The organism is Prauserella sediminis, from assembly GCF_014195435.1.
Taxonomy (GTDB): domain Bacteria; phylum Actinomycetota; class Actinomycetes; order Mycobacteriales; family Pseudonocardiaceae; genus Prauserella; species Prauserella salsuginis.
Window position 1 is genome coordinate 2090494 of sequence record NZ_JACIBS010000001.1, and the last position, 14222, is coordinate 2104715.

General features: G+C 68.8%; 14 protein-coding genes. 11 read left to right on the plus strand and 3 right to left on the minus strand.

Annotation, left to right across the window (positions count from 1 at the left end):
* Window positions 1-252 precede the first annotated feature (252 nt).
* The 3 genes from FB384_RS09495 to purQ all read left to right on the plus strand — a co-directional run bounded on the left by FB384_RS09495 (window position 253) and on the right by purQ (window position 2276).
* Window positions 253-972, plus strand: a complete 720-nt coding sequence (locus tag FB384_RS09495; protein ID WP_183781631.1) for a hypothetical protein — start codon at window positions 253-255, stop codon at window positions 970-972.
* 387 nt (window positions 973-1359) lie between these two features.
* The gene (gene purS, locus FB384_RS09500; protein WP_183781634.1) at window positions 1360-1599 is read left to right on the plus strand and encodes a phosphoribosylformylglycinamidine synthase subunit PurS; all 240 of its coding nucleotides are present in this window, start codon (window positions 1360-1362) and stop codon (window positions 1597-1599) included.
* On the plus strand, window positions 1596-2276 hold the full coding sequence (gene purQ, locus FB384_RS09505) for a phosphoribosylformylglycinamidine synthase subunit PurQ (protein WP_183781637.1): 681 nt from the start codon (window positions 1596-1598) through the stop codon (window positions 2274-2276). The genes purS and purQ overlap by 4 nt, the downstream gene beginning before the upstream one ends.
* On the opposite strand, the gene FB384_RS09510 is transcribed toward purQ, so the two are convergent.
* Window positions 2240-2956, minus strand: a complete 717-nt coding sequence (locus tag FB384_RS09510) for a phosphonatase-like hydrolase (protein WP_183781640.1) — start codon at window positions 2954-2956, stop codon at window positions 2240-2242. The two genes, purQ and FB384_RS09510, sit on opposite strands and share 37 nt — an antisense overlap.
* The gene (locus tag FB384_RS09515; protein WP_183781644.1) at window positions 2953-3702 is read right to left on the minus strand and encodes a GntR family transcriptional regulator; all 750 of its coding nucleotides are present in this window, start codon (window positions 3700-3702) and stop codon (window positions 2953-2955) included. Before FB384_RS09515 ends, FB384_RS09510 begins: the two co-directional genes overlap by 4 nt.
* A 108-nt stretch (window positions 3703-3810) precedes the next feature.
* Between FB384_RS09515 and FB384_RS09520 the strand changes: the two genes are divergently transcribed.
* The 5 genes from FB384_RS09520 (at window position 3811) to purL (ending at window position 9896) form a co-directional block, all read left to right on the plus strand.
* Window positions 3811-4929 carry a TIGR03364 family FAD-dependent oxidoreductase gene (locus FB384_RS09520; protein WP_183781647.1) on the plus strand — a complete coding sequence of 373 codons (1119 nt, stop codon included), beginning with the start codon at window positions 3811-3813 and terminating at the stop codon, window positions 4927-4929.
* Window positions 4930-4970: 41 nt separating this feature from the next.
* On the plus strand, window positions 4971-5882 hold the full coding sequence (locus FB384_RS09525; protein ID WP_228725995.1) for a phosphate/phosphite/phosphonate ABC transporter substrate-binding protein: 912 nt from the start codon (window positions 4971-4973) through the stop codon (window positions 5880-5882).
* Complete coding sequence (locus FB384_RS09530; protein WP_183785253.1) at window positions 5875-6588, plus strand: phosphonate ABC transporter ATP-binding protein; 714 nt, start codon at window positions 5875-5877, stop codon at window positions 6586-6588. Before FB384_RS09525 ends, FB384_RS09530 begins: the two co-directional genes overlap by 8 nt.
* Entirely contained in the window at window positions 6585-7406 is an 822-nt protein-coding gene (gene phnE, locus FB384_RS09535; RefSeq protein ID WP_183781650.1) for a phosphonate ABC transporter, permease protein PhnE, read from the plus strand. Before FB384_RS09530 ends, phnE begins: the two co-directional genes overlap by 4 nt.
* Window positions 7407-7604: 198 nt before the next feature.
* Window positions 7605-9896 carry a phosphoribosylformylglycinamidine synthase subunit PurL gene (purL, locus tag FB384_RS09540; RefSeq protein ID WP_183781653.1) on the plus strand — a complete coding sequence of 764 codons (2292 nt, stop codon included), beginning with the start codon at window positions 7605-7607 and terminating at the stop codon, window positions 9894-9896.
* 103 nt (window positions 9897-9999) lie between these two features.
* Here the strand turns inward: purL and FB384_RS09545 are convergent, their stop codons facing one another.
* Window positions 10000-10638 (minus strand): TetR/AcrR family transcriptional regulator, encoded by a 639-nt coding sequence (locus FB384_RS09545; RefSeq protein WP_228725996.1) that lies wholly within the window; start codon window positions 10636-10638, stop codon window positions 10000-10002.
* A gap of 127 nt (window positions 10639-10765) precedes the next feature.
* Here FB384_RS09545 and FB384_RS09550 point away from each other — a divergent pair, with 127 nt between their 5' ends.
* From FB384_RS09550 to FB384_RS09560, 3 genes are all read left to right on the plus strand, one after another.
* Window positions 10766-11698: an SDR family NAD(P)-dependent oxidoreductase gene (locus FB384_RS09550; RefSeq protein ID WP_221212683.1), complete on the plus strand. Its 933-nt coding sequence runs from the start codon at window positions 10766-10768 to the stop codon at window positions 11696-11698.
* Window positions 11699-11787: 89 nt separating this feature from the next.
* The gene (locus tag FB384_RS09555) at window positions 11788-12573 is read left to right on the plus strand and encodes an SDR family oxidoreductase (RefSeq protein ID WP_183785257.1); all 786 of its coding nucleotides are present in this window, start codon (window positions 11788-11790) and stop codon (window positions 12571-12573) included.
* Window positions 12574-12718: 145 nt separating this feature from the next.
* Window positions 12719-14203, plus strand: a complete 1485-nt coding sequence (locus FB384_RS09560; protein ID WP_183781658.1) for a sodium:solute symporter family protein — start codon at window positions 12719-12721, stop codon at window positions 14201-14203.
* Window positions 14204-14222 lie beyond the last annotated feature (19 nt).

Below are 14222 nucleotides of genomic sequence, written 5' to 3' on the forward strand. Positions count from 1 at the left end.
CCGCCGTCGCCGCTGGTCCGGCATGCGTCCCCGTTGTTCCCGCGATCGCGGTGGCCGCTCGCCGCGGTCGGGTGTGCCAGGTCGCGGCGCGCGCTTCGGTGGTGCGGCTTCCGCGGCCCGCCATCCGCAGGTGCCCTGGATGTCGGGTAGCCGCGGCGCATCCCCGGAACGGCGTTTTTCGGGCGGATCGTGTGTTAAGAAGTCCCGGGTCGCAGCCGCCAGTGGCAGCCACAGCAGCGAGGGGGATGGCGCATGAACCAGCCGTATCCGGGCGGATATCCGCAGCAGCCGGGTGGTCCCGGCCAGTTCGGCCAGCCCGGGCCGTACGGGGCTCCTGGAGCTCCGGGTGCTCCGGGGGCTCCGGGGTACGGATACCCGCAGGCGGGGTTCGCCCCGCGGAAGCCGAGTACCGCGATGGCCTACGTCACGGCGATCGCGTTCCTGCCGGCCGTCGTGATCCTGTACATCTCGGCGACGGTGTCGACCGACTCCTCGCTCGGCAGCGAATTCGCCGCGTACATGCGCATGACGTTGACCGGCCTGGCGTTCGTGGACATATCGACCGACATCGTCGACGCGATCATCGCGGTGACTTTCTCGTATGCGTCGACCCTGCTGCTGTTCGTGGGCCTGCTGTTCGCCCGGCTCGGGTTCGCACGGTGGATCGCGGCCGGATTGGGGTTTCTCGGCTTCGCCTACTACCTGTTCGCGCCGATCAAGTTCACGCTGATCGGCTACGAGATCGCGGTGGAAGGGCAAACGTACGAAACCGAGGTGCCCTTCGAGTACATGATCTTCTCGGTGATCGTTGCGGTCGTGCTGCTGGCCGCGTCGATCATGGCCGTGCTGCCGGCGACCGGTCGCGCGATGCGCGGGGGCAAGCCGAAACAGCCGCAGGCCCCGCCGGGCTACGGACCGCCGGGCTACGGACCACCGGGCTACGGACCGCCCGGCTACGGCGCCGGCTTCTGAGTCCGCCCGACCGCGTCCGCTCGACGTCGGGTCAATCCCACCCGCCGCCTAACCCGTGCCTGCGTTGCGGCCGCGCCCGGTCGTAACCCGCCTTCCCCCACCGAACGCGGAGACTCGATAGCTCTCGGTTACAAGACAACTGTCGTTGTCCTCCGAACCGGTGAGTCCGGCACTTCCGACGCAACCGACGGAATAGGCATACGTCTCCCGACGTAGAAGCCGGTGCCGACCGGCGGGGCCGAGGGGCGTCGGGGGTCTCTCGGCCCCGAAGGCCGGCTCCGGCTGTCATTGGGTTACGCTGAACGGGCTATCCGACCTGCGGAAACGCACTGCAACGCATCAAAAAAGCCCAGCAACGCGGTTCTTGACGCTAAGGAGCAGCCTGTCGTGGCCCGAGTAGTCGTCGACGTCATGCCCAAACCCGAGATTCTCGACCCACAGGGGCAGGCCGTCGCCGGTGCCCTTCCGCGGCTCGGGTTCGACGGGGTGACCGAGGTTCGCCAGGGCAAGCATTTCGAGCTCGAAGTCGACGACTCGGTCGACGACGACACGCTCGCCAAGATCGCCGAGGGCTTCCTCGCCAACCCCGTGATCGAGGACTGGACGATCCGGCGGGTGGAGCAGTGACCGCTCGCATCGGCGTCATCACCTTCCCCGGCACGCTCGACGACGTCGACGCCGCCCGCGCGGTGCGGTACTCCGGTGCCGAGGCCGTCTCGCTGTGGCACGCCGACGCCGACCTCCACGGGGTCGACGCGGTCGTCGTGCCCGGCGGGTTCTCCTACGGCGATTACCTCCGCTGCGGTGCGATCGCCAGGTTCGCGCCCGTGATGACGTCCGTGATCGACGCCGCGGCCAAGGGCATGCCGGTGTTGGGAATCTGCAACGGCTTCCAGATCCTGTGCGAGGCGGGTCTGCTGCCGGGTGCGCTCGTGCGCAACGACAAGCTGCACTTCGTGTGCCGCGACCAGTGGCTGCGCGTCGAGAACAACACGACGGCGTGGAGCACGCGCTACGACTCCGGCGCCGAGGTGCTGATCCCGCTCAAGTCCGGCGAGGGCAGCTACATGGCCGACAAGCCCACGCTCGAGCGTCTCGAAGGCGACGGGCGCGTGGTGTTCCGGTACGTCGGCGAGAACCCCAACGGGTCGCGCAGCGACATCGCGGGTGTCGCCGACGAGCGGGGCCGGGTCGTCGGACTGATGCCGCACCCCGAGCACGCCATCGACGCGCTCACGGGACCGTCGGACGACGGTCTCGGCATGTTCTACTCCGCGCTCGACGCGCTCGGCGTCGCGGCCTGAGCCGGTACGGCCACTCCCAGTAGCCCGGGCAGGTCCGCGACACTCGGCAACAAGTGGGTGTGCGGCACCGCACCGAGGTCGGTGACGTCGTACCCGCCGGTCAGGACGCCGACGATCGTGCCGGCCCCGGCGTTGTGGCCCGCCTCGAGATCGCGGCGCGTGTCGCCGGCGACGACGATGTCCGCGACGGCGTGCACGCCGGTGCGTTCCATCGCACGGAAGATCATGTATGGGGCGGGCCTGCCCGCGGGGACGTCGTCGACGCACACGACTGCGTCGAGCACGCCGGAGGTCCAGCCGATCGTGTCGAGCAGACCGTCCACGACGGACCTGTCGAATCCGGTGGTCAGTGCGACCTTGATGTCCGCGGCTCGCAACGCGGCGATCGCCTCGGGCACGCCCGGCAGTGGACGTGGTGGCCGCGATCGGTATGCGGCGTCGAGTCTCGCGTGAAAGTCCGTGAATCCGGACTCCACAACGGACGGATGGGGTGGCTGGCCCGTGCCGTTCTCCAGGAGTCCTGCGATGGCCTCCTTCTTGTCGGCGCCCATCCAGCGTTGAATGTCCGTTGTGGATGGTGATGCACCGGCGGTGCGGACGGCGCCTTCGAGAGCCGTGTAGACGGCACCCTGCTCGTCGACAGTCGTGCCTGCGATGTCCAGTACGGCGAGTGCGGTCACGACGCCGACCTCCAGTTCCTGGCGAGTGTGGGTTGTGCCTGCTGCGAGTTCTCGATGGCGAAGCCGACGAGTTCGGGGCGATAGCGGTCGTCGGAGTACTCCACGGGCATGCCGTCCACGCCGGTGGCCCTGCGCTGTTCCCGGAGGAGAGGTGCGCCGGGTGCGACGCCCAGCAGTTCGCTGTCGGCCTCGTCGGCGGCCACGGCGTCGACGAGATGCCGGGCGAGGCTCATGTCGACGCCCTGGCCGCCGAGGAACGCGTAGATCGACCCCGAATCGCAGTCGTGATCGAACAGCAGCCGGCCGACGGGTTCGACGAACGTCGTGCGCTCGAGCATGGTCGGGGTGTCGTCGATGAGTCGCAGTCGCAGTAGCTGGACGACGGGCTCACCCTCGTCGAGCAGGAGCTCGTCGGCGATCTCCGCCGTCGCGGGCCTGCGTGCGATCTCCAGTGTGCGCTGGCCGGGGTTGCGTCCGAGTCCGTGCACCCAGCTGGAGAACGACAGGAACGTCTCGAAGGGCTGACTCAGCACCTGGCGCCGGACGACGGGTGGCTTGCCGCGGCCACCGCCGATCATGCCCTCCGTGCGCAGCGTCGCGAGTGCCTGCCGCACCGGTCCACGCGAGGCGTCCCACTTTGCGCACAGCTGCGATTCGGACGGCACCGGGGTGCCCACGGGCAGCTCTCCCGAGGAGATCAGGCGACGCAGGTCGGCGGCGATCTGCTCGTGCAAGGGCGTCTCCATGGCGGTGACTATACATGTCGAGATGCTCGTTAACTGCCGATGAACAGGCTAAATACAGACATCCTCGTTTGTTGACGCGATTACAGCGACTCGAACAGGCTGCTTGTCATGACAAGTTGTTCGGAGTTCGGCACGGCCGACGTCGTCGTGATCGGTGCGGGCATCGTCGGGCTCGCGCACGCGTACGAAGCCACCGAGCGAGGCTTGTCGGTCGCCGTCGTCGAACGGGACGAACGAGCGAGCGGCGCTTCGGTGCGCAACTTCGGGCACGGCTGCATCACCGCGCAGGACGGGCAGGCACTCGACTACGCACTCGCCGCCCGCGACACGTGGCTGCGGCTGGCCAAGGAAGCCGGATTCCACATCGGCGAAGCAGGCACGGTCGTCGTCGCCAGGGCAGCCGACGAGCTCGAGTTGCTCACCGAGCTCGCCGAGTACCGGGACGGCCAGGTCGATCTGCTCGACGAGCGCGCAGTCCTGGACCGCGTACCCGTGGCCGGAGCGATCGGGGGTGCGCACTTCCCGCTCGACATCCGAGTCGACCCGCGGGAGGCCGTTCATGCCGTGGCCGCCTCGCTCGCCGACCGGGGCGTGACCTTCCACTGGTCCACGACCGCCCACACGATCGGGACCGGTGAGGTCGGCACCAGCAGAGGCGTGCTGCGTGCGAGCCACGTCGTCGTCGCGGTCGGCCACGACGTCGACCGTCACTTCCCCGGACTGGCCGCGCAGCGTGCCGTCCAGCGGTGCTCGCTGCACATGCTGCGGGTGGCCGAGCCGTACGGCAGGGACGTCGACTGCGCCGTGCTGACCGGGTTATCGATGCTGCGCTACGCGGCTTTCGCGGCGTGCCGGAGTCACGACGCCGTGCGTTCCCGGCTCGAACGTGATCACCCTCGCCTCGTCGACGCCGGTTTGAACCTGATGTTCACCCAACTCCCCGGCGGTGACCTGACGATCGGCGACACGCACGCCTACCAGGCCACGGTGCCGCCGTACCGCGCGGAGCACCTCGACGAACTCGTGCTCGCGGAGACCGCGCGACTGCTCGGTGTGCGGTCGCTGGCCGTGCGCGAACGGTGGACCGGCGTGTACGCCTCCGCACCCGACCCGTTCCTGGTCGAGACCCCCTGCGACGACGTCCGCGTCGTCGCGGTCACCTCCGGCATCGGCATGACCACAGCGTTCGGGCTCGCCCCGGCCGTTCTCGACGACCTGCTCGCTTGACGAATCCTCCCCAACCCTCCCCACCCCGAGGAGATCGCACCATGCATTCCCCGATGAATCGGTTCGCCACGTTCGCGGCGACCGCGACGTTCGTCCTCGCGACGGGTACGGCGTGCGGCACCACCCAGGACGGCGCAGGTGGCGCCTGCCCGGACGGCGGGGTGCGCTTCGGCATCGAACCGTACGAGGACCTGGCGAAACTCACGCCCGCATACCGGGTCCTCGCCGACGCCCTGCAGCGGAAGCTGGACTGCAACGTCGAGCTGAAGATCGTCGACGACTACGCCGGCGAGGTGCTCGCGATGCGCAACGAGCAGCTCGAACTGGCCCAGTTCGGCCCGCTCGGGTACGTGTTCGCCAGCCGCAAGGCCGACGCGGAGCCGCTCGCCTCGTTCGCCGACGCCGAGGGCCGGCTGACGACCTACACCGGCGGCATCTGGGTTCCGAAGAGCTCCGGCATCCGCGACATCGAGGACCTGCGGGGACGCACGCTCGCACTCGGCGAGGTCGGTTCGACCTCCGGTGACGCGCTGCCGCGCTACGCGCTGCGCACAGCGGGACTCGCCGAGCAGGACGTCAAGATCGACTATGCGGGCGGTCACCCGGAGGCGCTGCTCGCGCTGACGAACGGGAAGGTCGATGCGGCCGAGATCAACAGTCAGCAGCTGGCGGCGGCGAAGGCGGAGGGGACCTTCGACGAGTCCCGATACCGGCGGATATGGCAGTCCGAGCCGATCCCGAACGATCCGATCACGGTGCGGGGAAACCTCGCACCCGAGTTCAAGGAGCGCCTCAGGGAGGCGCTGCTGGATCTCTCCCCCTCCGACATCGCGAAGGTCGGCCGATACCTCGACGTCGATCCGCCGGGTCCGCTGGTCGAGGTCGACAGGAAGACCTACCGGCCGCTGTTCCGGCTCGCCGACACACTGGGTCTGAGTGAAGACGATGCCTGACGGGTCGGCGTTGCGGATCAGCAACCTGCGCAAGTCGTTCGGCGAGCACCGAGTGCTCGACGGCATCGACGTCGACGTGCGTGCGGGCGAGTTCGTCGCCGTGCTCGGTGCGAACGGATGCGGGAAGTCGACGGCGCTGCGCTGCGTGGTCGGGCTGGAACGGCCGGATGCCGGGGAGATCACCGTCGACGGTCGTCCCGCCATGGTCTTCCAGCGGATCCACCTGGTGAACCGGAGGAGCGCGCTCGACAACGTGTGTGCGGGTGCGCTGGGCCGGCTGCCGTTGCGCCGGTCGCTCTCGCCGCGGCTGTTTCCCCGCGAGCTGCGAGAGGAAGCCATGTGGTGTCTGGAACGCGTCGGCCTGGCCGATCATGCCGGCCGGCGGACCGGCCGGCTGTCGGGCGGGCAGCAGCAGCGGGTCGCGATCGCGCGAGCCCTGTGCCAGCGCACGAACGTGCTGCTCGCCGACGAACCGGTGTCCGCGTTGGACCCGAGCGCGGCCGTGCGGATCAGTGAGCTGCTGGCGAGCCTTGCCGCCGAGGGGCTCGCCGTGGTGGCCGTGTTGCATCAGCCGCAGCTGGCCGTCCGGTGCGCCGACCGCATCGTGGGGCTCAGCGGCGGGCGGGTGACGGTCGACGCGCCCACCGGAGCGGTGTCGTCCGCGGAACTCGACGCGCTCTACGTTCCGGGCGGGGTGGTCGTATGACCGCCGCAGCTCCGGAACGTCGTGGCACGAGCGAACCACCCCGCAGGCCGTGGCCGTCGGCGATCACACTCGGCATCGCCGGGGTCGTCGTCGCCCTGCACGTCATCGCGTGGAACGCGACCGGGTTCTCGCCCGCCGCCCTCGTGGCGGGCTGGGAGGGCATCGCCGACTTCTTCGCGGAGGCACTGCCACCGGACCTGGCATGGGACGACGTCGTACGGCCCAGCATCGACGCCGCCGTCGTGACCCTGGGGATCGGGTTGCTCGGCACCACGCTGTCGGTGCCGTTCGCGTTGGTGCTCGCGCTGCTCGCGGCGCGGGCGACGACCCGCGGTTCAGTCACCTATCAGCTGGCGCGCGGTGTGCTGTCGTTGCTGCGTGCGGTGCCCGACGTCGTGTTCGCACTGGTGTTCATCACGGCCGTGGGCCTCGGTCCGTTCGCCGGTGTGCTCGCACTGGTGTTCCACAACACCGGGGTGATGGGCAAGCTGTGGGCCGAGGCGATGGAGGAGACGGACCTCGGCCCGCGCGACGCTCTCAGAGTGGCGGGCGCCAGCAGGGCGCAGCAGGCCGTGCACGCGGTCCTGCCGGCGACGCTGCCGCAGCTGGTCGGCCTCCTGCTGTACCGGTTCGACGTGAACGTGCGGTCCTCGCTCGTGCTCGGCCTCGTCGGTGCGGGCGGGATCGGGTTCCTGATCAACCAGTCGATCAAGCTGTTCCGGTTCGACGAGATGGTCACGCACCTGGTCGTGGTGCTCGTCCTGGTGATCGCGGTGGACCAGTTGTCGGCCCTGATCCGCAGGCGCCTCGGCGTGTGACGGGTGGCCCGCCGGCCGCGCCGCGTAGTCGTCCACACCCGTTCGGTCGTCGACGCTCGCGCGGCCCGGCGCCCCGGTGCCTCCAGTGCCGGGGCGGCGCGGGCAGCAGGTGTGACCTGCGCCGATGGCCGACACGGCGGTTCCGGCCGGAGCGGACCGGGCCACCGGTGCTTCACGCGGCCACGTACCCTGGGGGTCGTGGCCACTGATACGACCCTGACCGACACCACCGCCCGTGCCGCGGAGACGCCCGACGCACCGCAGCCTTACGCCGAGCTGGGCCTCGCCGACGACGAGTATCAGCGCATCCGCGAGATTCTCGGCCGCAGGCCCACCGAGGCCGAACTGGCGATGTACTCGGTGATGTGGAGCGAGCACTGCTCGTACAAGTCGTCGAAGAGGCACCTTGGCTACTTCGGTGACACCACGACCGCCGAGATGCGTGAGAAGATGCTCGCGGGCATCGGCGAGAACGCGGGCGTCGTCGACGTCGGCGACGGCTGGGCCGTCACCTTCAAGGTCGAGAGCCACAACCATCCCTCCTATGTGGAGCCGTACCAGGGTGCGGCGACGGGTGTCGGCGGCATCGTGCGCGACATTCTCGCGATGGGTGCGCGTCCTCTGGCCGTCGCCGACCCGCTGCGGTTCGGCCCCGCCGACGCCGAGGACACGCGCCGCGTGCTGCCGGGTGTGGTCGCGGGTGTCGCCGGTTACGGCAACTGCCTGGGCCTGCCGAACGTCGGCGGCGAGGTCGTGTTCGACCGGACGTACGCCGGCAACCCGCTGGTCAACGCGATGTGCGTCGGCGCGATGCGGGCCGAGGACCTGCACCTGGCGCACGCATCCGGCACCGGCAACAAGATCATCCTGTTCGGTGCGCGTACGGGTCTCGACGGCATCGGCGGCGTGTCCGTGCTGGCGAGTGCGACGTTCGACGGCGACGAGAGCGCGGGTGGCCGCAAGAAGCTGCCGAGTGTGCAGGTCGGCGACCCGTTCACCGAGAAGGTGCTCATCGAGTGCTGCCTCGAGCTGTTCGCCAAGGACGTCGTCGTCGGCATCCAGGACCTCGGCGGCGCCGGTCTGTCGTGCGCGACGTCCGAACTGGCGGCGGCCGGCGACGGCGGCATGTACATCGACCTCGACCGGGTTCCGTTGCGGGCCGAGGGAATGACGGCAGCGGAGATCCTGTCGAGCGAATCGCAGGAACGCATGTGCGCGGTCGTCGCCCCGTCCGATGTGGACGCGTTCATGGAGATCTGCCGGAAGTGGGACGTCATCGCCACCGAGATCGGCGAGGTCACCGACGGTGCCAACCTCGTGATCAACTGGCACGGCGAGACGGTGGTGGACGTGCCGCCGCGGACCGTCGCCCACCAGGGCCCGGTCTACGACCGTCCCTACGCGCGGCCCGCCTCGCAGGACGACATCCAGTCGGCCACCCCGGATTCACTGACCCGTCCGTCCACTCCGGACGAACTTCGGGACACACTGCTGCGCCTGGTCTCCTCGCCGGACCTGGCCTCGCGTGACTGGGTCACTCAGCAGTACGACCGCTACGTGCGTGGCAACACGGTCCTCGCTCAGCCCGCCGACTCCGGCATGATCCGCGTCGACGAGTCCACCTCACGGGGCGTAGCCGTGTCGACCGACTGCAACAGCCGGTACGTCTACCTCGACCCGTACCGGGGCGCGCAGCTGGCGCTGGCCGAGGCGTACCGCAACGTCGCAACCGGCGGCGCGCAGCCCCTGGCCGTGACGAACTGCCTGAACTTCGGCTCGCCCGAGGACCCGGGCGTGATGTGGCAGTTCGAACGGGCCGTGCACGGGCTGGCCGATGGGTGCGCCGAGCTGGGCGTGCCCGTGACGGGCGGCAACGTCAGCTTCTACAACCAGACCGGCGACACCGCGATCCTGCCCACGCCGGTGGTCGGCGTGCTCGGCGTGATCGACGACGTGCGGCGCCGCATCCCCACGGGCATCGGCAACGAGCCCGGCGAATCGCTGCTGCTGCTCGGGGACACGCGTGACGAGTTCGGCGGTTCGGTGTGGGCGCACGTCGTCCACGGTCACCTGGGCGGAACGCCGCCCGAGGTCGACCTCGAACGCGAGCGGCTGTTGGCGGAGATCCTCGTCGCGGGCTCGCGCGACGGCATGATCTCGGCCGCGCACGACCTGTCGGACGGCGGGCTCGCGCAGGCGATCGTCGAGATGGCACTGGTCGGCCAGTGCGGTGCTCGCCTCCTGCTCGACCCCGACGCCGATCCGTTCGTCCAGCTGTTCTCCGAGTCCGCGGGCCGCGCGCTGGTCGCCGTCCCGCGAACCGAGGAACTGCGCTTCACCGAGATGTGCAGCGCACGCGGTCTGCCGTGGCGTAAGGCCGGTGTCGCCGACGAGCAGTCCGACCAGCTGGAGATCCAGGACGTCGCCACCTTCGGCCTCGACGAGCTGCGCGAAGCCTGGGAAGGAACGCTGCCGAAGCTGTTCGCCTGAGCGGGATTCGCAGTCCGCGAACCACCGGTTTGTGAACCAGCCGCCCCGTGGTCCGATGTGGACCACGGGGCGGTTCGCTGTTCCGTGCGGGCGTTCGCCCGTATTACGCGGGTGCCGGACCCGGTGCCGCGATGCCTCCGATGAGAACGTCGACGACCTGCCGCGCCAGGTGTTGTATGTCCTCATCGGACTGGTCGTCGACCCGGCGGTACCACATGTCGACGGCGTTGAGGCTGCTCAGCAGTGTTCGCGTGGCCAGGGCGGCGTCGACGTCGCGGACCGAGCCGTCCTCGATTCCCTCGGCCAGTACGCGGTGGAAGAGCCGCTCGTAGTCCCGTCTGAGTTCGTTCAGCGAGGCGAGCGCATCGCGCTGGCGGATCTTCAGCTCCGTCGACTCCTTGGCGCGCACGCCCTGGTGGACGACGTTGTGGTAGGCGATGTCCCGCATCAGGTTGAGCACATGGGCCAGTGACATCGCCACGAGCCGCTGCCGGCCGTTCCCTTCACCGCTGGCGTGCGGCTCCACGTGATCGCGTACGCGGCGCATGCCTTCCTCGTACACGGCGAGGAACACGTCGAACTTCGAGCGGAAGTGGTAGTAGATCAGGCCCTTGGTCGCACCCACGTCGTCGGCGATGTCGTCGATCGTGGTGCTTCCGAATCCGCGCTGCATGAACGCCTCGGCGGCCGCGTCGAGGATGCGTCCCTTGACGCCACTGTCCACCTCGGAGCTCGTAGTCAACGAATCCTCCATCGTTCGCCGTAGTTGCACATCATGTCACCGCCGCCGGCCGGACGTACTCGGTCGGTGTTGACGCAACGTGTCCCGGACCACATAATACGCGGTAGTATCCCAGGTGAAAGGGCTGGTGGCCGTGAGTTTCAGCTTCTCCGACAAGGTCGCCATCGTGACCGGGGCCGGCGGCGGTCTCGGCAGGGCGCATGCGCTCGCGCTCGCCGAACGCGGCGCGAAGATTCTCGTCAACGATGTCGGCGGGGCCGTCTCAGGCGGAGGGACCGACGAGCGGCCGGCCGCCGAAGTGGTCGCCGAGGTCGAACGCCGCGGCGGCGAGGCCATGGTCAGCCGGGCCGACGTCACCGATGTGCGCGACGTCGAGGGCATGGTCGCCCAGACGATTCAGCGCTGGGGACGCGTCGACATCCTGATCAACAACGCGGGCATTCTCCGGGACAGGTCGTTCGCCAAGATGGACGTCGAGGACTTCCGCCGCGTTCTCGACGTGCACCTCATGGGCGCGGTGCACTGCACGAAGGCCGTCTGGCCGCACATGGTGCAGCAGGGGTTCGGGCGGGTACTGATGACGACGTCCGGATCCGGCATCTACGGCAACTTCGGCCAGGCCAACTACGGTGCGGCCAAGTCGGGCGTCGTCGGCCTCATGAACGTGCTCGCGATCGAAGGCGCGCGCAAGGGAATCCACGTCAACACCCTCGCCCCGACGGCCGCGACCCGGATGACCGAGGACCTCATCGACCCGGACACGACGGCAGTGCTCGAACCGGAGTCGATCGCCCCCGGTGCACTGTTCCTCGTCTCCGATGCGGCACCGAACAAGACGATTCTCGCCGCCGGCGCCGGTGTCTTCGCGGTGGCACGCATGGAGGAGTCCGCGGGCGTGTACCTGCCGGAGGAGGCGCGCCTGCCGGAGACCGTCGCCGACCGCTGGAGCGAGATCAGCGACATGTCCGCATCCGTGGTGACCGGATCCGCGTTCGACCAGACTGCCCGCTACGTCGAACTCGCGGGCGCGCACAGTGAGCCGACAGGAGTGCCGCAGTGACGAACCCCGACACGACGAACCCCGACACGACGAACGCCGGTGCGACGAATGCCGGTGGGACGAATGCCGGTGCCGTGAACGGTGCGACGATGAAGCCGGCGGCGCTGTTCGACGTCTCCGGCAAGACGGTGGTGGTCACCGGCGGTTCCCGGGGAATCGGTCTGATGATCGCCAGGGGATTCGCCGAATCCGGTGCCACGGTCGTCATATCGTCCCGCAAGGCCGACGCGTGCCGGCAGGCGGCGGAGGAATTGTCCGCCTCAGGGGGAACGTGCATCGCCCACCCCGCCGATCTGTCCACACCGGATGGCATCGCGAGCCTGGTCGAACGGGTACGGGAGATCTCGCCCCGGATCGACGTACTGGTCAACAACGCGGGTGCGACGTGGGGCGCGCCGATCGACGAGTTCCCGGACAGTGCGTTCGACAAGGTTTTCGACGTCAACGTCAAGGCGGTTTTCGCGCTGACCCAACGGCTGCTGCCCGAGCTGCGGGCCGCGTCGCGTGAGGGTGATCCCGCGCGCGTCATCAACATCGGCTCGGTCGACGGCATGACGGTATCGGCGTCGGACAACTTCTCTTACGGTGCCAGCAAAGCCGCCGTGCACATGCTCACGCGCAAACTCGCCGCTGTCACGGCCGCCGACGGCATCACGGTCAACGCCATCGCGCCGGGGCCGTTCCCCAGCAAGATGATGGCCTACGCGCTGGACGATCCCGAGCTGCGTTCGGGGGTGCTCCAGCGAATCCCCCTCGGCCGTACGGGAACTCCGGAGGACGCCGCCGGAACCGCGATCTTCCTCGCTTCTCGTGCCGGTGCGTATCTCACCGGAGTGGTCATTCCGGTGGACGGTGGACTGACCGGCGCCCGGTGACGACCGGACGCTACGACCGGCAGGACCGCAACACCGCAAGACCGGAGGCGGTGACCATCGCAGCGTGCCGTCCGCACGAGCACCGCCGTCGCCGGCACGTACTCGCCCGAAGTGCCCAACCATCTTCACCGCGGAGGATCGTCGAATGACCCCAGTCGTCGTCATCATGCTGGTGTACTTCCTGCTCATGTTCGCCATCGGGTACTGGGCGAAATCTCGCATCAAGTCCTCAAAGGACTTTCTGGTGGCCGGTCAGACGCTCGGCTTCTTCGTGATGGCGATCGGCACGTTCTCGTCCATCCAGAGCGGGTTCGGCATGATCGGCCACACCGCCAACACCTATTCGTGGGGTGTGCAGGCGCTAGTGGCGGCTGCGTTCCTCGTGCCGTTGGCGTTCGCGCTTTCCTGGTTCCTGCTCGGGTCCCGGCTGTACCGGCTGGCGCGGAAGTACGAGGTGTACTCGGTACCCGACGTGATCCGCATCCGGTATCCCGGGAAGGCGGCTCACGTGTCCATGTCCGTCGCGATGTTCGTCGGCTCGGTCGCGTACATGACCGCGCAGGTCACCGCCACGGGCGTCATCGTGAGTCTCATCTTCGACACCTCGGTGTCCACCGGTGCGATCATCGGCTCGGCGGTCGTGGCGGTGTACACGGTCGCGGGCGGGATGCTGGCCGGTGCCTGGACCGACTTCATCCAGGGGCTGCTCATGGTCGGACTGTCGGTGGGCGCCTTCTTCGTGGCCACCGGCACCGTCGGCGGCTGGGGCTCCATGCTCACCACCATCAGCAACTACGACCTCGACTTCCTCCGTCTGGACGCCTCGCAGCCGCTCACCTACGTCTACACCTTCGTCCTGCTCGCGATCCTCGGTATCGCCGCGCAACCGCAGCTCATCACCAAGTTCCTGATGCTGCGGTCGTCCTCGGAACTGAAATGGGGCGCGCTCGTGGCCGCACTGGCATACGGCATCACGACGCTGTTCGCGCTCGGCGTCGGACTGTCGGTGCGTGCACTCACGATCCAGGGGCGGGCGCCGGAACTCGAGAACGTCGACAACACCGCCACGTGGTTCCTGGACAACATGGTCTCGCCGGTGTTCGCCGGGTTCGTGCTCGCCGGGCTGCTCGCCGCCATCATGTCGAGCTCCAACTCCTTCATCGCCATCGGCGCCTCCTCGCTGATGCGGGACCTCACCGGCGCACTCGGCATCACCGTGCGCAACGAGGTGCGCTGGGCACGTTTCGCGAGCGTGTTCGTGGTGGCGTGCGCCCTGGTGTTCACGCTCTACCTGTCGCAGGTGGTGTTCCTGTTGGGCGCCCTCGGATTCGCCGCCTTCGCGGCCGCGATCTTCGGGCCGCTCGCGCTCGGGCTGTACTGGCGACGGGCGACCGGGCTCGCCACCGCCGTCGCGATCTCCTTCGGCATCGTCGCGAACCTGGTCACCACGGCCCTCACGTCGCAGGAGATCATTACGATTCCCGACTACATCGAGGCCGGTGGCTTCATCACCGTCGTGGGAATCCTGATCTTCATCGTCGTCTCGGTGGCCCTACCGTCCCGCGCATGCGCCGATCGATTCACCGAGATGCACGACATGCGGTCACCGACGTCGACCGCCGCCGAGTAGCGGCACACCACGCTCGCGC

Coding starts and splice junctions, on each gene's coding strand:
- FB384_RS09495 (WP_183781631.1), top strand. CDS start 253: ATGAACCAGCCGTATCCGGGCGGATATCCGCAGCAGCCGGGTGGTCCC.
- FB384_RS09560 (WP_183781658.1), top strand. CDS start 12,719: ATGACCCCAGTCGTCGTCATCATGCTGGTGTACTTCCTGCTCATGTTC.
- phnE (WP_183781650.1), top strand. CDS start 6,585: ATGACCGCCGCAGCTCCGGAACGTCGTGGCACGAGCGAACCACCCCGC.
- FB384_RS09525 (WP_228725995.1), top strand. CDS start 4,971: ATGCATTCCCCGATGAATCGGTTCGCCACGTTCGCGGCGACCGCGACG.
- FB384_RS09555 (WP_183785257.1), top strand. CDS start 11,788: ATGAAGCCGGCGGCGCTGTTCGACGTCTCCGGCAAGACGGTGGTGGTC.
- FB384_RS09530 (WP_183785253.1), top strand. CDS start 5,875: ATGCCTGACGGGTCGGCGTTGCGGATCAGCAACCTGCGCAAGTCGTTC.
- FB384_RS09520 (WP_183781647.1), top strand. CDS start 3,811: ATGACAAGTTGTTCGGAGTTCGGCACGGCCGACGTCGTCGTGATCGGT.
- FB384_RS09515 (WP_183781644.1), bottom strand. CDS start 3,702: ATGGAGACGCCCTTGCACGAGCAGATCGCCGCCGACCTGCGTCGCCTG.